Source organism: Viridibacillus soli (assembly GCF_016612995.1).
GTDB lineage: Bacteria > Bacillota > Bacilli > Bacillales_A > Planococcaceae > Viridibacillus > Viridibacillus soli.
In genome coordinates this window covers 1-20150 of sequence record NZ_JAEOAH010000037.1, presented here as the reverse complement: position 1 = coordinate 20150, position 20150 = coordinate 1, and the positions used below count along the sequence as shown (strand labels likewise).

Annotated in this window: 19 protein-coding genes; 13 read left to right on the top strand and 6 right to left on the bottom strand. The window is 36.2% G+C overall.

What is annotated here, in order from left to right:
• Positions 1-30: 30 nt before the first annotated feature.
• Both JFL43_RS17720 and JFL43_RS17715 read right to left on the bottom strand, forming a co-directional pair.
• Entirely contained in the window at positions 31-945 is a 915-nt protein-coding gene (locus JFL43_RS17720) for an iron-hydroxamate ABC transporter substrate-binding protein (protein WP_200750062.1), read from the bottom strand.
• Positions 942-1739 carry an ABC transporter ATP-binding protein gene (locus tag JFL43_RS17715; RefSeq protein WP_200750061.1) on the bottom strand — a complete coding sequence of 266 codons (798 nt, stop codon included), beginning with the start codon at positions 1737-1739 and terminating at the stop codon, positions 942-944. Before JFL43_RS17715 ends, JFL43_RS17720 begins: the two co-directional genes overlap by 4 nt.
• A 179-nt stretch (positions 1740-1918) precedes the next feature.
• Here JFL43_RS17715 and JFL43_RS17710 point away from each other — a divergent pair, with 179 nt between their 5' ends.
• A complete protein-coding gene (locus tag JFL43_RS17710; protein WP_200750060.1) occupies positions 1919-2971 on the top strand; it encodes an NAD(P)/FAD-dependent oxidoreductase in 1053 nt (350 codons plus the stop codon).
• A 213-nt stretch (positions 2972-3184) separates the two neighbouring features.
• Here the strand turns inward: JFL43_RS17710 and JFL43_RS17705 are convergent, their stop codons facing one another.
• From JFL43_RS17705 to JFL43_RS17690, 4 genes are read right to left on the bottom strand one after another with little or no spacing between them, the layout of a single operon-like run.
• The gene (locus tag JFL43_RS17705) at positions 3185-4048 is read right to left on the bottom strand and encodes a cysteine ABC transporter substrate-binding protein (protein WP_200750059.1); all 864 of its coding nucleotides are present in this window, start codon (positions 4046-4048) and stop codon (positions 3185-3187) included.
• Between the two features lie 22 nt (positions 4049-4070).
• Positions 4071-4814 (bottom strand): amino acid ABC transporter ATP-binding protein, encoded by a 744-nt coding sequence (locus JFL43_RS17700; protein ID WP_200750058.1) that lies wholly within the window; start codon positions 4812-4814, stop codon positions 4071-4073.
• A 13-nt stretch (positions 4815-4827) separates the two neighbouring features.
• Positions 4828-5505: an amino acid ABC transporter permease gene (locus tag JFL43_RS17695; RefSeq protein ID WP_200750057.1), complete on the bottom strand. Its 678-nt coding sequence runs from the start codon at positions 5503-5505 to the stop codon at positions 4828-4830.
• Positions 5486-6151: an amino acid ABC transporter permease gene (locus tag JFL43_RS17690; protein WP_200750056.1), complete on the bottom strand. Its 666-nt coding sequence runs from the start codon at positions 6149-6151 to the stop codon at positions 5486-5488. The genes JFL43_RS17695 and JFL43_RS17690 overlap by 20 nt, the downstream gene beginning before the upstream one ends.
• A 434-nt stretch (positions 6152-6585) precedes the next feature.
• Between JFL43_RS17690 and JFL43_RS17685 the strand changes: the two genes are divergently transcribed.
• From JFL43_RS17685 to JFL43_RS17630, 12 genes are all read left to right on the top strand, one after another.
• Complete coding sequence (locus JFL43_RS17685) at positions 6586-7854, top strand: ATP-binding protein (RefSeq protein WP_200750055.1); 1269 nt, start codon at positions 6586-6588, stop codon at positions 7852-7854.
• A 2-nt stretch (positions 7855-7856) separates the two neighbouring features.
• Positions 7857-8753 (top strand): response regulator, encoded by an 897-nt coding sequence (locus JFL43_RS17680; protein ID WP_200750098.1) that lies wholly within the window; start codon positions 7857-7859, stop codon positions 8751-8753.
• Positions 8754-8903: 150 nt separating this feature from the next.
• A complete protein-coding gene (locus JFL43_RS17675; RefSeq protein ID WP_200750054.1) occupies positions 8904-10181 on the top strand; it encodes a cation:dicarboxylate symporter family transporter in 1278 nt (425 codons plus the stop codon).
• 199 nt (positions 10182-10380) lie between these two features.
• Positions 10381-11061, top strand: coding sequence for a response regulator transcription factor (locus JFL43_RS17670; RefSeq protein ID WP_200750053.1), 681 nt, complete (start codon positions 10381-10383; stop codon positions 11059-11061).
• Positions 11045-12559, top strand: coding sequence for a HAMP domain-containing sensor histidine kinase (locus JFL43_RS17665; RefSeq protein ID WP_200750052.1), 1515 nt, complete (start codon positions 11045-11047; stop codon positions 12557-12559). Before JFL43_RS17670 ends, JFL43_RS17665 begins: the two co-directional genes overlap by 17 nt.
• A gap of 139 nt (positions 12560-12698) precedes the next feature.
• A complete protein-coding gene (locus JFL43_RS17660) occupies positions 12699-13616 on the top strand; it encodes a peptidylprolyl isomerase (protein WP_200750051.1) in 918 nt (305 codons plus the stop codon).
• Between the two features lie 715 nt (positions 13617-14331).
• Positions 14332-14937 carry a class I SAM-dependent methyltransferase gene (locus JFL43_RS17655; RefSeq protein WP_200750050.1) on the top strand — a complete coding sequence of 202 codons (606 nt, stop codon included), beginning with the start codon at positions 14332-14334 and terminating at the stop codon, positions 14935-14937.
• Between the two features lie 414 nt (positions 14938-15351).
• Positions 15352-16560 carry an ABC transporter substrate-binding protein gene (locus JFL43_RS17650; protein ID WP_200750049.1) on the top strand — a complete coding sequence of 403 codons (1209 nt, stop codon included), beginning with the start codon at positions 15352-15354 and terminating at the stop codon, positions 16558-16560.
• A gap of 78 nt (positions 16561-16638) precedes the next feature.
• The gene (locus tag JFL43_RS17645) at positions 16639-17514 is read left to right on the top strand and encodes a branched-chain amino acid ABC transporter permease (RefSeq protein WP_100795284.1); all 876 of its coding nucleotides are present in this window, start codon (positions 16639-16641) and stop codon (positions 17512-17514) included.
• A gap of 13 nt (positions 17515-17527) precedes the next feature.
• A complete protein-coding gene (locus tag JFL43_RS17640; RefSeq protein WP_100795283.1) occupies positions 17528-18478 on the top strand; it encodes a branched-chain amino acid ABC transporter permease in 951 nt (316 codons plus the stop codon).
• Positions 18468-19247, top strand: a complete 780-nt coding sequence (locus tag JFL43_RS17635) for an ABC transporter ATP-binding protein (RefSeq protein WP_200750048.1) — start codon at positions 18468-18470, stop codon at positions 19245-19247. Before JFL43_RS17640 ends, JFL43_RS17635 begins: the two co-directional genes overlap by 11 nt.
• 1 nt (position 19248) lies before the next feature.
• The gene (locus JFL43_RS17630) at positions 19249-19956 is read left to right on the top strand and encodes an ABC transporter ATP-binding protein (protein WP_100795281.1); all 708 of its coding nucleotides are present in this window, start codon (positions 19249-19251) and stop codon (positions 19954-19956) included.
• Positions 19957-20150 lie beyond the last annotated feature (194 nt).

Below are 20150 nucleotides of genomic sequence, written 5' to 3'. Positions count from 1 at the left end.
TCATCATTCCTATTTTAAAATTAGTGATGCTTATTTTCCTAAGAAATGGTCTTTGAAGAAGTCTAATTGATATTCTAGAGTTAGCGGATCATTGAAATAGAATTCACTAGCATTTGCTTCATATACCTGACCATTTTTAACAGCAGGAATGTTTTTATATGTTTTCGTTTTTTGGAATGAAGTATCACCATCTGAGAATTTACTTAAGATAACATAGTCACCAGCATAATCAGGTAAGACTTCTTGAGATAAAGCATAGTAGCCGTCTTTTAAGACTGACTCTTCTACTTTTTTAGGCATTTTTAATTTCATTTCTTGATATAAAATTTCTGTTCCGCGGCCCCAGTGATCGCCGTATACATATAGGTCTTTATTGAAATTTTCAATGACAGAAACTGTTGTATCTTCCCCGATTTTTGCACGGATTTCATCACCTGCAGTAGCAGCACGTTCTTTAAAGTCGGCAACCCATGCTTTTGCTTCTTTTTCTTTATTTAATAATTTGCCAATTTCTAAATGTTGTGTAAGATAGTCTACTTTGCCATAAGTAAATGTTACTGTTGGAGCAATTTCTTTTAGTTTATCAATGTTTTTAGCAGTTGAAAGACCAATGATTAAGTCTGGTTCAAGCTCTATAATTTTCTCTATATCTTCATCTGTTACTTCTTCAACGTCTTTTAAAGTAGAATCAAAGCGAGGATTCATTTTTGCCCAAGAGTCAACACCTACAAGGGGTACATCAAGTGCCATTACGTTACCTGCAAAAGAACCTAATACTATTACTTTTTGTGGGTTGGCTGGCACTTCTACTGGACCATTCTCAGATTCATATGTAATCGTCGTTGGCTCATTGTTTTTATCTGCTGAAGTATCCTCAGCTTTATTGCCACAAGCGGCAATGATTAGAACGAATAATAATAAGAATGGTAAAAATAATTTTTTCATTTGTTTGCTCCTTCTAATAAATCATATGTGACACACATAGGTTTGTTTGTTCTAGGGTCTATTCCGATATGGGCATCAATCGCGAATACTTTTTCGAGTACATCAGCTGTAATGACATCCTCACAATTGCCAGCTTTCACGATTTCTCCATCTTTTAATGCAATAATATAATCGGCAAAACGTGCTGCCTGATTTAAATCATGTAATACCATGATGATTGTACGTTCTTGTTCTTTGTTTAACTTTTGTAAAAGGCTGAGAACTTCTAGTTGATGAGCCAAATCTAAATATGTTGTTGGTTCATCAAGAAAAATGATTTCTGTTTCTTGTGCAAGTGCCATTGCAATCCAAACACGTTGCCTTTGACCGCCCGATAATGCGTCAACAGAGCGATATTTGAATTCAGTAGTTCCTGTTACATCAAGTGCCCATTCAATGACGTCATAATCCTCTTTTGTTAGTCGACCAAGTCCTTTTTGATAAGGGAAACGACCATAGGATACGAGCTCTCCAACGGTTAACCCACTAACACTCTCTGGTGTTTGAGGGAGAATGGCCATTTTACTCGCTAAGTCCTTCGTGTTTTGCTTAGCAATATTTTCACCATCTAGCAGGACTGCGCCTGATTGCTGAGAAATAATACGAGTCATTGTTTTCAAAAGCGTAGATTTACCACAACCATTTGCGCCGATAATCGTTGTGATTTTCTTATCAGGAATTGATATACTCAATCCTTTGACAATTAAACGGTCACCATAACCAATGCTTAAGTCATCTGTATATAGGCGAACCATGATATGACTAACCTCCGTTTACAAAATAAAATTAATAGTTTACAATTGAGAATGAATTTCAATATCATTCTGCATGCTTAAATATAAAGCGAATGATATTGATTGTCAAATATTTTTTAAAAATGATAAAAATATTGGAAAATATAAATAAATTAGAATATAAATAGGAGTTATATAATATGGAAGAAATAGAGTTATTTGATGTCACTGTAATCGGTGGAGGACCAGCAGGGTTATATTCGACTTTTTATAGTGGATTACGTGAGATGAAAACAAAAATTATTGAGTTCCAACCTTATTTAGGCGGTAAATTACATGTCTATCCTGAGAAAATGATATGGGATGTAGGTGGCCATAAACCAATATCTGGAGGGCAACTAATTGAACAATTAGTGGAGCAAGGGTTAACATTCAATCCAACCGTTGTGTTAAATGAGAAAGTAGAATCCATTGAGAAAAATGCAAACAGCCACTTCGAATTAACAACTGCTTCAGGAAATAAACACTATTCTAAAACTATAATAGTTGCAGTAGGAAGTGGCATTTTAAATCCAACGAAAATTCAAATTGAAGGAGCAGAGCGATTTGAAGTGTCCAATTTAAATTACACAGTAAAATCAATTCAACGCTTCAAAGACAAAACGGTTATCATTTCTGGTGGTGGAAATTCAGCTATCGACTGGGCAAATGAATTAGAGCCAATTGCTAAAAAGGTGTACTTAACCTATCGTAAGGATCAGTTAAATGGCCATGAATCTCAAGTGAATCAATTGTTAGGAAGCTCGGTTACATCTTTTTTTAACACATCCATTACAAAATTAGTAGCAAGTAAAAATCGAGAAATAATTGAGAAAATCGAGTTAACAAATCATCAAAATCATGAAGTAGAATATTTAGAAATTGATGAAGTCATCATTAATCATGGTTATGATCAAGACACATCTTTACTTGAAAATAGTGAAGTTGATATTGATATGGCAGATAATTTTTATATTGAAAGTAACTCTTGTGGTGAATCTTCAGTAGCAGGTTTATATGCAGCTGGTGATATCGTGAAATATGATGGCAAGGTTAATTTAATCGCGGGTGCATTTCAAGATGCAGCTAACGCAGTAAATAAGGCGAAGAAATATATTGAACCAGAGGCAAATGGCTTTGGTATGGTATCTTCGCATAATGAGTTATTTAAAAAACGAAATCGACAATTAATTGCGAAAATGATAGACGGTTAAAATATGTTAAAACTTCTTAAACAGCACCATGACTAAAATAATAGATTGTAGTTATTTATAAAAAAGTAATCTAAATTTAGGCAAAAGATAAACCCGATAAAGACAGCGCATAAAAATGGCTGCTTAATCGGGTTTTTATATAAGAAATGAAGGATTTCTTATATATGAGTGGGTACGTATATCGCCTTTAAATAGCAAGAGGGCAATAGCCGGTTATTTAGATTTACCTTCAACTACAACGTCGTCAGCTTGTACATTCTCACCGTATACAGGTCTCAAAACTTCATCAAATGCTTTATGGAAGAATTGTTCTTTACCTAGTGTTTCTAATTCCTCGTTTAGCCAATCGAGTAATTCTTTGTTGCCCTTTTTCACTGCCGGTGCAATGTAGTCAAGGTCACCAATAGATTTGATGTCAACAACGTAGTCGGGGTTTTCTTTTACCCATGCGTAAAGCAATGTGTTGTCGTGTGCAAGAGCAGCGCCACGACCATCTTTTAACGCTTCGAAAGTTTCAGTGTTTTGGTCGTATTTCACTTGCTCAATATCCGCGTAATTTTTGGCGAAATATGTTTCAGCAGTTGTACCTTTATTGATTAATAGTTTTTTGCCATCTAATTGTTGTATATCAGAAATAGCGGCTTTTTTAGGTGAAGCAACACCAATGGCCACTTTCATGTAGGGATTTGCAAAGTCAACTTGTTCAGAACGTTCTGGAGTTACTGTGAAATTAGCTAATGTAATATCAACTTTATCGGATTTCAAAACGTCTACACGGTTTTGTGCTTCTGTTAAGATGAATTCCACTTTAGATTCATCACCTAATAAATCTTTAGCAATACGCTTAGCTAGTAAAATGTCATAACCTTGATTTTTGCCGTTTTCGTCGATGTAGCCAAATGGTGGTTTGTCACTGAAGACAGCGATACGGACTTTTCCACGTTCTTTAATAGCGTCAATTGAAGATGTTTTTCCTTTATCCTCTGATGAATTATCATTCCCGCAAGCTGTTAACGCCAAAACTAAAATGGATAGAGTAATAAGTGCAAATACGTTCTTGAAGAATTTTTTTGTCATCTTCTATTTCCTCCTATGGTGTTTAGAATTGTAATATATTTAGAAATTGCTTCGCACGATCTGTTTGAGGATTGTTAAAGAAATCTTCTGGATGACCCGCTTCACAAATATTCCCGTTATCTAAAAAAATAATTTCATCGGCTACTGAGCGAGCAAAGTTCATTTCGTGTGTAACAATTACCATCGTCATCCCTTGTGAAGCTAGTTGTAAAATCACATTCAATACTTCACGTACCATTTCAGGGTCAAGTGAGGCTGTGACTTCATCAAATAGCATGATTTCAGGATTCATACAAAGTGCACGCACAATTGCAATACGCTGCTTTTGACCACCGGATAATTGTCTTGGATAGTCATTTTCGCGATCAGCTAAATCAACGCGTTGTAGTAGCTCACGCGCTTGTGCTAATGCTTCAGCTCTGTCTCTTTTCTGTACTTTAATAGGACCTAGTAGAACATTTTCAAGTACAGTCATATTCGGAAATAGATCGTAGCTTTGGAATACCATTCCTATTTGTTGTCTTATTTTTTGCCAAGAAACCTTAGGATCTATAAGCTCTTGACCTGCAAAAAGGATAGAGCCATCTTGTATATCTTCCAGGCCATTTAAACAACGTAACAATGTGCTTTTCCCACAACCTGATGGGCCTAAGATGACAATTACTTTTCCTTTGTCTACTGTTAAGTCAATGCCATTTAAAATGGTTTTATTGTTGTACTTTTTTACTAATTTCTTCACTTGTAGTAAAGGTGTTGCCTCACTCATTTACAATTCCTCCTCAAGAAGCCCACTTACGTTCGAGTCGTTGTGACAGTTTAGATAATGGATAACACATGATGAAATACAAAAAGAAGATGAATCCATAAACCCAAAAGGAGGCTGTTGGATTTTTTAAGTTGGCATGTTCAATAATTTGTTGACCAACTTTGACGACCTCAATGACGCCAATCATAACGAGTAATGCTGTTGTTTTAATCATTCTTGTCGCTAGGTTAATAGCGGACGGTAGTGTTCGCTTAAGGGATTGAGGAATCAAAATATACCAATATAGTTGAATCGTATTTAAGCCTATAGCTTTACCAGATTCAACTTGATGTTTTGGTAAAGAAATAAGAGCACCACGGACGATGTCACTCATTTCAGCAGCTCCCCAGAGACTAAAGACGATAATTGAAACGATTTCTGCATCTAGGTTAATATTGAAATCCGCTGGTAATACGAAATAGAAAACGAATAGCCAAACTAATATAGGGATAATTCTAAAAAGCTCTAAATATATGCGGAAAACCATTTTAATAATTTTAGATTTAGATGTTCGAATAACACCAATGATGGTTCCTAATGTACAGCCAATAATAATAGAAAAGACAGCAACTCTTGCAGTCACGAGAAGCCCCATTAGTAAGCGTTGCATATTGATACCTTCAAATAATACGTTAATACCCGAATTCAGCATGGCGGACTCTCCTTTCTAACCAAGACAAGAGAAGTGACATTGGTAGAAGAATAATGAGATAGCCAATTACTAACATTAATAAGGACTCATTTGTTTTATAGAACATGCCGATTAAATCCTTTGTAGTGTTCGTTAACTCTAGAATGGCAATTCCACTGAATATTGATGTTTCTTTTAAAAGAAATATGCAGTTGGCACCGAGAGCAGGAACACTGGAGGTCACAGCTTGAGGTAATAAAATATAGCGTATCAACTGACTATTACTTAGGCCAATTGCTTTCGCTGTTTCAATTTGGGTTACAGGAACGGCTTCAATACCAGCACGCAATGCTTCGGTCATATAGCTTCCACCTAGAAAGGCAAGCCCTATAATCGCACACAGTTCTGCTTCAATGGTGATGCCCATTTTCGGTAAACCGTAATAAAGGAAAAATAGTTGAATTAATAATGGTGTATTTCTTGAAAGTTCGATATACCCTTGTACAATATTGCGTAAAACCTTTACTTTGGAATATTGAATAATACTACATATTAACCCGATGATAGTGGATAGTAATATCCCCCAAAAAGCTAATTTAATAGTAAGAATTAATGCTTTCTTATACAAAGGTATTTGATCAATCATATAAGACCAGTCTAAATTCATAAGCAGCCTTCTTTCTCTAAGTTGAGTAACTAGAACGAAGATAAATATCGCTTTAATACTCTAGATTACAAAAGCGAGTTAGTTTATATGTTTTGTTAGTATAGAATATTATACCAATTAAGGAATTATTACAAGTGTATTTAGGGAATTAATAGTAGGTTAATCAGTTTGGTAAGAGACATTGCGATTATTTAAGGGGAAATTCTGTAGATTAAAATGTTGTACGGCAAACAACTTAAGTCGTTATAGGATGTATATAAAAGCCTTTTGAGTTTGATGCTTAAACTACAATATCGAGTGAATAAGAAAAGCCAGTAAATGTTTTTCCTTGTAAATCGAACAATGGTAAAATGACTTAGTAGTTAAAATTTAAAAATAATATAGAGATTTTTAGACATATATATTTCTGATGGCTATTTATATAGGAGAGTTTTATGAATAATTTAAGTGTTAGATGGAGAAAGTCTGAGCTGTTATGGGTTATCCTGATCGCCATTTTGACCGCCATTAGTAGTGAAATTAAAGTGACGCCTTTTAATGGAGAGAATTTTCGATTTGGTTTAGGGAGTATTACGTTCCTTTTACTTATTTTAGTTCGCACACCTGTTACTATTATACGAACTGGGATTATGACCGGTTTGACAGTTGTTATTTTCCGTGTGACTGTTGATGTGGCGTTTAATCTAGGTGATTTAGCGGAAAGCTTGAAACTACATTCACCTGCCTTTATATATTATTTTGTTTTTGTTTATGGTTTTCGTTTATTGCGTGTAGGGCAATATCAAGAAAGCCCGTTACGCTTAGGTGTTTATGCGGCGCTACTCGAACTCTTAGGGAATAGTGCAGAACATATCATTCGTTATTATTTAATAACAGAAGCTAGTATTGGCTTATATGATTGGTGGATATTAAGTGCGGTTGCTTTATTGCGGAGCTTTTTCGTTATTGGATTGTATAGCTCTGTCGTTTTAACGGAAAAGCATAAACAGTTAGAGGAAAAACTAACAGTCGACTCCGGCCTATATGTCGAAACGTTATATTTGCAAAAATCTATGAATCATATCGAGAAAATCACAGCGTCTAGTTATGACCTTTATCGTAAATTGAAGGACATTGAGCAAAGAGAGCTAAGTGTGAAAGCTTTGAATATTGCCCAGGAAATTCATGAAGTGAAGAAGGATGCACAGCGTATATTCTCGGGTCTATCGAATATCACGCTGCAAAAAACGAATGATGTGTATTATTTATCGAACCTACTTGATTTCGTCACGACGGCGAATACTAAATATAGTGAGTTATTAGGTAAACATATTGCATTCAATGTGAATGCCTCGACTGACTTTGAAACGAATCAACAAATTCCTTTATTAGCTATGCTCAATAATCTAGTAGCAAATGCGGTGGAGGCAATAGGCGATCATGGTGAGATTTCAATCGAGCTGTTTGATACAGTAGACGTGACATGCTTTATAGTAAGTGACTCGGGCAAAGGCGTCCCTAAAGAGGATTTCGATATTATATTCGAGCCTGGCTTTACGACCAAATATAATAAGCATGGTGTTGCGGCAACCGGGATTGGTTTGTCTCATGTGCGCGAAATTGTACAAACACTTGAAGGTGATATTTCTGTTAAAAAATTTGAGAGCGGCTTGATTTTCCATATAGAAATACCAACGAAGAATATTCGAAAGAGAGTTGAATAATACTGCGTTATTTTATAGTAGATGACGATGCAGCAAGTCGAAGAATGCTCAAGCAAATTATTATTGAAGGTGACTTAGGGGTAATAATTGGTGAGGCGGACAGCGGAGAAAGTGCATTGCCACTTGTGTTATCAAGTCATCCTGATTTTGTGCTGATTGATTTCCTAATGCCACATTTAGATGGTATTGAAACGATTGATCAGTTAAAAAAGCAAGGTTTTAAAGGACACTTTGTGATGATTTCACAAGTCGTCAATAAGGAAATGGTTGGACAAGCGTATGAGAAGGATGTGGAGTTTTTTATCCATAAACCAATTAATCGTATGGAAGTGCAAAATGTTTTGAAGAAAACAGCGGAGCGCTTCTTGTTAAAACGGTCACTTCTCACAATCCGGGAGTCGTTAGTGAATTTTGAGGAGACGACGAAAGAGGAGACACATCGTACTGTGAGGGATGTTGTGTTGTCAATTTTAAATGATATGGGTATCGTCGGTGAAGTGGGTAGTGATGATATTTTATCTTTAATGGAGCATCTAATAAATCGAAGTAAACCATCCATGCAATTGCCGGCCTTAAAGGATTTATATGAAGAGCTTGCATCTGAAACAAAGACAAACGGCGTGGAAATTATGAAGGAATGTAAGGCTATTGAGCAGCGTGTTCGTAGAACAATATTAGCTGCCATGAATAATTTAGCGACATTAGGTGTCGTTGATTATACGAATCCGGAATTTGAATATTATGCACCTCGTTATTTCGAGTTCTCAGAAATTCGCACGTGTATGCGTTCAATTCAAGATGATTCTAAAATGCCGAGGAAGCTAAAGGTAAACGTTAAAAAATTTTTACAAGTACTTTATGTGGAATCTTTAGAAAAATATCATCACCCACCTAAATAAAAAAATAAAAGCAAATGATAGTATAAATTTCGCGTTTTAAAAAATAATAAATAGTATTGTCGGATTTTGTCGGATTTGATAAGTCGTAGTTAGAATATGAATAAGGCTTTTTCTGTAAAAAGAAGAACAGGACAAAGGGGTGACTTATTGATGAAGAAAAAATTTAAAATTAGTTTAGCTATTCAAATATTGATCGGGCTTGTTTTAGGTATTGCAGTAGGTGCAATTTTCTACGATAATCCAAAAGTTGAAGAATATTTACAACCAATTGGTACAATCTTCTTGAATATGATCAAAATGATTGTTGTACCGATCATTGTTTCTACATTGATTTTAGGTGTTGCTGGAACAGGTGACATGAAACAGCTTGGTAAATTAGGTGTGAAAACGCTTATTTACTTTGAAGTCGTAACAACAATTGCAATTGTAATCGGTTTATTGGCTGCGAACGTATTCCAACCTGGTGTTGGTGTGGATATGAGTGCTATTACTAAAGGTGATATTTCTCAATATCTAAATACAACTGAAGAAGTACAAAGTCATGGTTTCGCTGATACAATCGTAAGTATTGTACCAACGAATATTATTTCTGCTATGGCTAATACAAATATGTTAGCAGTAATCTTCTTCTCTGTATTATTTGGTCTTGGTGTAGCTTCTATTGGTGAGAGAGGGAAACCAGTTCTTGCTTTCTTCCAAGGAACAGCGGACGCTATGTTCTGGGTAACAAACACAGTTATGAAATTTGCTCCACTTGGTGTATTCGCATTAATTGGGATAACCGTTTCAAAATTCGGTTTAGAGTCATTAATTCCTTTAGGGAAATTAGCGATTTTAGTCTATTTAGCAATGATATTCTTTATCGTTGTGGTTTTGGGTCTGATTGCAAAAATGGTTGGTATTAATATCTTCCGTTTAATTAGAGTATTAAAAGATGAATTGATCTTAGCTTTCTCTACGTCAAGTTCTGAAACTGTATTACCAAAAGTGATGCAAAAAATGGAGAAATTCGGTAGTCCAAAGGATGTAGTATCTTTTGTAGTACCAACTGGATATTCATTTAACTTAGATGGTTCTACGCTATACCAAGCTATTGCGGCGATTTTCATTGCGCAAATGTATGGTATTGATTTAAGTATTCTGGACCAAATTACATTATTGCTTGTATTAATGGTTACTTCTAAAGGTATTGCAGGCGTACCAGGTGTATCATTTGTTGTATTATTAGCAACTCTTGGTTCAGTAGGAATTCCACCTGAAGGTCTAGCATTTATCGCTGGTATCGACCGTATTCTTGATATGGCTCGTACAGTTGTAAATGTAGTTGGTAACTCTCTAGCTACAGTTGTAATGTCTAAATGGGAAGGTCGCTTCGATTACGAGAAAGCGGCAAACTATTTTGACACACCAGAAGAATCAGTAAAATAAATAATAATTTCTATTACAAACAGAACAAGCTCTAGCTCTATATATTAAGGACTCCACTAACGACAATGTTAGTGGAGTTTTTTTGATTTGGAAAAATTTTTTTAGCTAAGCGTTGGAAGGTCTGTTTGACATCTAGTTGACGTATTGAAATGTTATAATATGTGAAAATTAAATGTAATGGCGAGTTGGAGGGGTTTATATGGATAAAGTACTCATTGTAGAGGACGAATTTGCGATTAGCCAAGTACTGAAGGCATATTTACAAAAGGTGAATTTTCAAACAGAGCAGGCTTTTACCGGTTCTGATGCAATCAAGAAATTCCATGGATGTAACCCTAATCTCGTGTTATTAGATGTTATGTTACCAGGAGAAAATGGCTGGGAGATTTTAAAGGAAATTAGACAATCTAGTACCTGCCCAGTTATTATGCTAACTGCTTTAGGTGACGTAAATTATCGTCTAGAAGGCTTAAATGGAGGTGCTGACGATTATATTACAAAGCCATTCATAGCAGAAGAAGTTGTTGCACGTGTGAAAGCTGTTTTAAGAAGAACACAGGGTGATACAGGGCCTAAGAGACAATTTGGTAGCTTAGAAATTAACTTACGATCGCATGAAGTATATGTGAATAATGAAGAAATAGATTTAACACCACGTGATTTATCTGTGTTAATGTTTTTAGCAGAGCATCCAAACCAAACATTTACAAGAAATCAGCTAATTGAGTATGTATGGGGTTGGGAATATGACGGTAGTGATCGGGCAGTCGATTTAGCAATTAAAAGATTACGTAAGGCACTCCAACAGTGGCCAGCTGAAGAAGGAGAAATAAAGACACTTCGTGGATTGGGGTATCAGTTAAGTGTTCAAAGGCCATAACAAGAAAAGGGTATCCTTAACACGTTATTGGACGACGCGTTATTTGCTTACTCTCTGTATAGGGCTAACGATTGTGGCATGTATATCTGCACTTTGGCTACGCCATACAATGCTTACATATCGTTTGGATATGATTGAGTTCATGGCTGAGGAAACGACCAATCGCATTTCAGATAATGCAGATGTCGGGATTCCAAAAGACGATAACCCTGGTCTTTTCAGAGAGCGCGAGCGCTTTATGAATATGGATATTAATCCGGTCATTTATATAGTAGATACAAATGGCAAAATCCTTTCAAGTAATCGTCCAAAAGGGTCGTTGGAGCAAAAGATACTCATTTCAAGTAATCGTCCAAAAGGGCCGTTGGAGCAAAAGATACTCATTTCAAGTAATCGTTCAAAAGAGCCGTTGGAGCAAAAGATACAAGCTAATATTTTATCTTCCGAAGATGAGGTCCAGCGATTTACCTATGAAGGAATACCAAAAGATTATTATGCAGTGAAGAAGAAAATTGAAATTGCTGATAAACAAGTTGGCTGGGTTGTCATTATTGAATCTAAAGAGCGCCTGACACATTTAAATCAAGAATATGGTCAGCTAGCAATTATGATAGGAAGTTTAGCTTTGCTCGGTTTAGGGGCAATTTATTTCTTATCTAGAAGATTAGCTACTCCTATTAAAGAGGTAGCTGCTGCAGCGAAACAAGTACAGCAAGGCGATTATAATATTCAACTTCCCGAAAACTTAAAGGAAGAAGAAGTGTATGAGCTTGTTCATTCTTTTAAGGAGATGGCGATTCGCTTAGAACAACTTGAGTCTATGAGAACAGAATTATTAGCAGGCGTGACACATGAATTGAAAACACCAGTAACGTCGATTAGCGGTCTCTTACAAGCCATTCAAGATGGCGTCGTTTCGGATGATGAGGCCCGCGAATTTGTGAAAATGGCGATAAATGAAACAGCTAAATTAAGAACGATGGTTGGCGATTTACTAGCATTCAACTCATTTGCTGTAAACGCTATCCCAGTAAAATTTGAAGAGCTAGAGATCAATCAGCTGGTAAAAGAAACGGTAAAGCAATGGGAGCTTATGCAAGATACAGAAGATATTCAACTGGTACTTACTACTTTAAAAGAGCAAGTGCGAGTGAAGATTGATGCGATTCGCTTTCAACAGATTTTCACGAATTTATTTACAAATGCTAAGCAAGCGGTAAAAGGGCAAGGGGAAATCAGCGTTAAGCTTTATGAAACGCAGGAAGCCGTTGTAATTACAGTATCTGATAGTGGATACGGTATTTCAGAAGAAGAACAAGATTTAATTTTTGAACGCTTCTATCGAGGAGAGAATAAGAAATACGAAGTACGTGGCTTAGGTCTCGGCTTACCACTTAGTAAAATGATGGCTCAATCTATGCAGGGTGATCTACAGCTTGTAGAAAGCTCAGAGCGAGGAACAATATTCGAATTAATGGTTCCAAAGGCAACTATATAATCGTGAACTCCAAAAATCCAATTCGCCCTCAATAGCGAACTGGATTTTTCAGTTCCTCTAAAAAATCAATCTCGACATTTAACTGACACATCGACTCTATATAGTAGGTTTTATAAAGAGTAAAGGAAGGAAGAGATGAATGTTGAATGCAGCGCCACAAAACAAAAAGGAATTAGGAAAACGCCTTATACTTTTCATTGGGATTCTACTAGTAGTACTTATTGCAGCTATTGCTTACTATGCAACATCAACGAGAGCAGATGATTACGTCGCAAAAATAAACGACGTGAAAATTACTCAATCAGAGTTAAATAAAGAACTGGTTTCACAATACGGTACAGACGTACTGAGTACATTGATCTCAAACAAGGTAATCGAACTAGAAGCCAAGAAACAAAAAGTCACAATATCAGATGAAGAGATTCAAGTTGGGCTCGATAACTTACAACAGTCTTACGGCGGTGAAGGTGCATTTAAAACAGCTCTAGAATCTAACAGTATGACTTTGCAAGATGCCAAAAACAATATCAAAACGTATTTAACAACGACGAAATTGATTGAACCAACGATTGATATTACAGAAGAAGAGTTAAAAGCATACTTTAAAGAAAACAAAGATACCTTTTCTCAAGCAGAGCAGGTACAAGCTAGTCATATTTTAGTTGAGGATGAAGATACAGCAAAAGAGGTAGAGAAGAAAATAAAAAACGGCGATGACTTTGCAGCTTTAGCTGAAGAATATTCAACTGATACTGCCAGTGCCACAGATGGGGGTAACTTAAACTATTTTGGTAAAGGTGAAGTGGACGGGAAATTTGAAGAAGCAGCTTTCTCTATGGAAATCGATGAAGTCAGTAAACCAATCAAAACAGATAACGGCTACCACATCATTAAAGTAACCGGGAAAAAAGAAGCGAAAGAGGCTACTTATAAAGACTCCAAACCCGAAGTGAAAACAGCTTTAACGAATGAAAAAATAAAAACAAATTACTCAACATGGTTGTCTTCTTTATATGAAGATTATAATATCGAAAACACATTAACTAGTGATGAATAAGATTTGAAAAGGGGTAAGAGATATGAGATGCCAAGACGAATTTAGTGTGAAAGGTCGCAAAGTGCCATCTCGCAAATGGATTACCCCCTTTTGCGAAGTAAGCTTCGGCAAGTTATGAAGCTTGATGATCGTGCTGGCAGTGCAACTCATCCAACTTATATTTAGAAAAAAAGGTTGTCCAATTGATCGTATACCACAACGATTAAGGGCAACCTTTTGATATTTTGTGGAAAAATCCCTGTTGTGAGAGTAAACTCAAGTTGAACCCGTGTAAGGATTCAGCCGGTACTCAGAATCAGCAGTTCTCTGCACGAAAGTATAGACTCCGTGCACAAAGTACCGAGCTTATACTGCAATTGGATAATCAATTTAAATACGATTTTACGCTATGATCGATCAAGCATAAAGTAATGAAAATAAAAAACAGCTAGCTTAAAAGGTATTTGGTATTTTGTCGTTAAAACATAAATTGATTGATACAGATTTTAAATGAGTACTTTCAGCTTTAAATTAGTGGATCGAGCTCTAGCATAGCCAATTCCTGTGCCACTACCAGTAATAATTGATACTTTATTTTTTATGCGAGCCATTCTATTCACCTTTTTCTTTCCGTTAAACTATTATTAAATTGCGAGTTCATCATAAGAGATGATCCATATATAATCGGAATTTTTAACTGTAAAATATTTAATATTAAAAGAGAGGTGTTATGAATATGAATGAACAACAATATGATAAATTTCTACATATACAAACGGTAGGAGATGAGTTTGGCTATCCGACATTGGCTCATTATCATCGTTATGAACCAACGCCATATGTAGCGCTGGAGCAATTTTTTGATACATATCAGCTTGCCAGTACGGATCATGTAGTCGATATGGGGTGTGGCAAAGGGCGTGTCCCTTTTTATATACATCATCGTTTTCAAACACAAGTTGTTGGAGTTGAAATGAATCCAACTTTTTACGATAGTGCTTTAATGAATAAAACACAATATACGAAGAAATTTAGAATGAAGAGTGCTTCTATCGATTTTCAATGTGTGTTAGCACAAGATTATATAGTTAAGCATGAAGATAATGTATTTTTCTTTTTCAATCCATTTTCTATTCAAATTTTTCGTAAGGTAATTAATAATATACTACAGTCAATAGAAGAAGTACCTCGTCAAATCCATGTTATTTTATACTATCCATCATTGGATTATGTGCAATTTTTACAGTACGAAACAAATTTTGAATTACAGGATGAAATATTAATTAAAGAATTATCCACTCACAATCCAAATGAACGAATTTTATCATTTAGGTATTTATAAGGAGTTAAAAAGGTATTTTTTAACAATTGTTTCTGATTATTTTACCTTTTGGTCAGGGAAGTTATTGAAAAAAGAAAATAATTGGTATTTAAAAAGAAAGCTCGTGAATCTAAACATTTCACGAGTTTTTTCAATTTTATGAAAGGACATAAATATACTATTTATAATAGAAAAATAGTATAAAAATAGTGTAAATTAATAATACTAACATAATATATAAGGATATTTTAAATTAACTGAAAAATTACTCTAGACGGAATTAACAGAATGTTTTAATATATTGAGTGTGCTTCGAAAATAGTTGGAAACTGATAATCTATTAAATTTATATAACTATATTGCTTATAGCGACTTAATTGTTTATAATTATCAGAAATATCAAAAAACAAAGTATTGTATCTAAGGGGGATTCATATGATAGCAAAAAACAAACTAAAAAGATTTGCCTCAGTATTCTTAGCTTCTTCACTAATCGTGGGTGCTTTAGCAGGTTGCGGTAGCAAAGGGGAAGAATCAGGTGGTAGTAGTAGTGGAGGTAAAGACAGCAACGAAATTAAAATAGGTATGAACTTAGAGCTATCAGGTAGTGTAGCATCTTACGGTTCGTCTATTGCAACGGGGGCTGACCTAGCAATTAAGGAAATCAACGATGCTGGCGGTATTGATGGTAAAAAAATCGTACCAGTTAAAATTGACAACAAATCAGATGCTGCTGAAGCAACAACTGCAGCAATTAAATTAGCTACTAAAGAAAAAGTTGTAGCGCAAATCGGACCTGCAGTTTCAGGTGCTACTGTAGCAACTGTACAAATTGCAAATCAACAAAAAATGCCAGTTGTATCACCTTCAGGTACTGCACCAAACATTACAATTAACGAAGCTGGAAAACTTAATGAGTATGCATTCCGCACTTGTTTCATTGATCCATTCCAAGGCCAGATTGCAGCTCACTTTGCTTTAAATGAGTTAAAAGCTAAAAAAGTAGCAATCTATGCAGATAATGCGAGTGATTACGCGAAAGGTCTCGCATCTGCATTTGAAAAAGTAATCGAAGATAACGGTGGTAAAGTTGTAGCTAAAGAAGCTTATGTAGCGAAAGATACAGATTTCCGTTCTACATTAACTCGTGTAAAATCAGCGAAACCAGATTTCGTCTTCATCCCTGGTTACTATGAGGAAGTTGGTTTAATCGTAAAGCAAGCACGTGAATTAGGTATTGAAGTTCCTTTAATGGGTGCTGACGGCTGGGACTCTCCTAAACTTGTGGACCTTGCAGGAGCAAAAGCTCTAAACAATACTTACATCACAAATCACTACTCTTCTGAAGATCCAGATGTTAAAATTCAAGATTTCGTAAAAGCATTCAAAACAGCAAATAGTGATAAAGCACCGGATGCATTCAATGCATTAGGCTATGATTCAGTGTATTGGATAAAAGATGCAATCGAACGTGCAGGTTCTACTGACAGTGAAGCAGTTAAAGATGCATTAGCATCGACTAAAAATTTAACATTAATCACAGGTAATTTCTCAGTTGACAAAGACCACAACCCAGTGAAAACAGCAACAGTTCTTGAATATAAAGACGGAAAACAAGTGTTCAACTCTAAAGTTAATCCTTAATTTTTTAGCTAAAGGGGGGCACTGTCCCCCTTTTTCGTTTTTTTTATCTCTTATTAGGTTTAGAAGGAGTGAGATTTTATGGAATGGGTGCAACAGTTAGTAAACGGTATTTCACTCGGTAGTATATATGCGCTCATCGCCTTAGGCTATACGATGGTATACGGGATTATTAAACTCATCAACTTTGCACATGGTGATGTGTTTATGATTGGTGCATTTATTGGATTCTATGCCATTTCTGGATGGGGATTAGGATTCTTCCCAGCTCTATTAATAGCAATGGTAGCCTGTGCAATATTTGGCGTATTGGTTGAACGTATTGCATATAAACGACTTCGGAATGCGACACGAATTGCAGCATTAATCACCGCAATTGGTGTTTCTTTATTCATCGAATATGGAATGATTTTCATACGAGGTGCTCAGCCCGAAGCCTACCCGGATGTTCTTTCAAATAAAACATTTAATTTCTTTGGAGCAAATATTAGTTCGCAGTCATTGATGATTTTATCTGTATCTGTAGGCTTAATGCTTATTTTACAATTTATCGTACATAAAACGAAAATTGGTAAGGCAATGCGGGCTGTTTCCCATGATGCCGAAGCAGCAAAATTGATGGGAATTAACGTAGATAATACAATTTCTGCAACTTTCGCAATTGGTTCAGCGCTAGCTGGAGCCGCGGGTGTTATTTTCGGAGTTTATTATACAAAAATTGATCCTTTAATGGGTGTCATTCCAGGAGTTAAAGCGTTCGTAGCAGCTGTTCTTGGAGGTATCGGTATTATTCCAGGGGCAATGGTCGGAGGAATGGTGCTTGGTGTTGTTGAAACAGTTGTAAGCGCAATTGGTTTCTCATTGTGGCGTGATGCAGCGGCATTCGTAATTTTAATTTTAATATTGATCTTTAGACCGTCGGGTATCTTTGGTAAGAACACCCGTGAGAAAGTGTAGGTGAATGGTGCTTATGAAAAAGTCTAAAGTGTTTTGGATGTATTTTGTAGCGGCAATTATTGTGTATGCAGTTATCCAAGGGATGATTACTGGTGGTCAACTAGATCAGTACTATTCTAATTTATTGATTTTAATGTCAATAAATGTTATTTTGGCGGTTAGCTTGCATTTAGTCATAGGTATTACAGGACAATTTTCCATCGGACATGCAGGTTTCCTTGCAGTCGGTGCATATATTTCAGCAATTTGTACGATGAAGTTTGATCTACCTTTTTTCGCAGCATTATTAGTTGGTGCTATTGTAGCGTCTGTAGCAGGATTAATTGTTGGTATTCCATCACTACGTTTAAAAGGTGACTATTTAGCAATTGCAACATTAGGATTTGCAGAGATTATTCGTATTATTTTCTTGAATACGGATTATGTTGGTGGAGCAGCTGGTATGCCTATTAACCAGTTAACAACTTGGACATATGCATTCTTCAGTTTACTGCTAACGGTAGTGGTGATTGCTAACTTTACTAAGTCGAGACACGGGCGAGCTTGTGTTGCAGTACGCGAAGACGAGATTGCAGCGGATGCAATGGGGATCAATACAACTTATTATAAAGTTGTAGCGTTTGCACTTGGGTCATTCTTTGCAGGCCTTGCAGGAGGATTATTTTCTCACCAATTCTTCCTTATTCAACCGACTCAATTTGGTTTCTTAAAATCTTTTGATATTTTAATTTATGTAGTCTTAGGTGGTTTAGGAAGTTTGTCAGGAGCGATTATCGCAGCGGTCCTTTTAACAATGGTCTCAATGTATCTTACAGATTTCCCGGAAACTCGTATGATAATTTATAGTTTAGTATTAATTATTGTAATGCTTTATCGACCATCGGGTTTGATGGGTACGAAGGAAATTACAGACTACTTTAAATTCGGTAAACGTTCTAAAGGAGGTAATCTAGATGACAAATAACCTTCTTCTGAAAGTGGAAAATGTCGGCATTCAGTTCGGTGGATTAAAGGCTGTACAAGGTTTGAGTCTAGAATTATTTCAGGGCGAATTGATTGGTTTAATTGGTCCAAATGGTGCTGGTAAAACAACGAGCTTTAACATGCTAACGGGTGTGTATAAACCAACAGAAGGTGAAATCACATTTGACGGCAAGCGGACAAATAATATGTCACCTCACCAAGTCACAAAAAGTGGTGTCAGTCGTACATTTCAAAATATACGATTGTTTAAAGAGCAATCTGTACTAGATAATGTTAAAGTAGCAAACCATTCATTGGCGAAACACTCAATTTTCAGTTCCGTATTTCGCTTGCCAAGCTTCTTTTCTGGTGAAGCAAAAATGGAAGAAGAGTCAATTAAGTTTTTGAAAATCTTTGGACTGGATAAGTATAAAGACGAGTTAGCGAAAAATTTACCTTATGGGATGCAGCGCCGTCTTGAAATTGCGCGTGCATTAGCGGCAGGTCCAAAGCTACTACTTCTTGATGAACCAGCAGCAGGTATGAATCCACAAGAAACTAAGGACTTGATGGAATTGATTGCATTAATTCGTAAGAGATTCGATTTAACTATCTTATTAATCGAGCATGATATGGGATTAGTAATGGGTATTTGTGAACGAATTTATGTTTTAGATCATGGCCAATTAATCGCAGATGGTATTCCAGAAGAAATTCGCAACAATCCAAAGGTTATTGAAGCTTACCTTGGTGAGGAGGTTACGGAATAATATGCTTAAAGTGAATGACATCAATGTATTTTACGGCAATATCCAAGCATTAAAGGGCGTCTCCTTAGAGGTAAATGAAGGTGAAGTTGTAACATTAATCGGTGCCAATGGTGCGGGTAAAAGTACTTTATTGAAAACTTTATCGGGGTTATTGAAGCCTAAGAAAGGTACAATCGAGTATGTAGGTTCTTCTATTGCAGGTAAACAAGCACAATCAATTGTGAAGGCAGGTATTTCACATGTTCCAGAAGGACGCCGTGTATTTGCTAATATGACAGTTGAGGAAAACCTAGAGCTAGGTGCTTATTTACGTAAAGATAAGGATGGTATCGCAAAAGATTTGCAGCGTGTATTTGAGCTTTTCCCACGTTTACTAGAACGTCGTAAACAACTTTCTGGTACTTTGTCCGGTGGTGAGCAGCAAATGTTAGCGATGGGGCGTGCTATTATGGCAAAGCCAAAGCTATTATTGCTTGATGAGCCTTCAATGGGGCTTGCGCCGCTCATGGTTAAAACGATTTTTAGTATTATTAGGGAAATCAATAAAGAAGGGACAACAATTCTTCTTGTTGAGCAAAATGCGCATATGGCATTGTCTGTTGCAGATCGTGCGTATGTTATTGAGACAGGGCGCATTGTTTTATCGGGTACAGCGAAAGAGCTGCAAGAAACAGAAGAAGTTAAAGCTGCTTATCTTGGTGGCTTGTAAAATGAGAAAACCTCACCTTCGTGTAAATACGAGGGTGAGGTTTTTGGTCTTGCGGTTACGGTAAATTTAGATAGTAGATTTCTTTTTATATGCTTTTGTTTCAAGCCCGCACGATGCGGGTCACGCAGTCGTTGCCACAGGATGTGGCGGTCTTAGACTGTGTTCCATTCTACAACGCTAGTTGGGGCTGAACA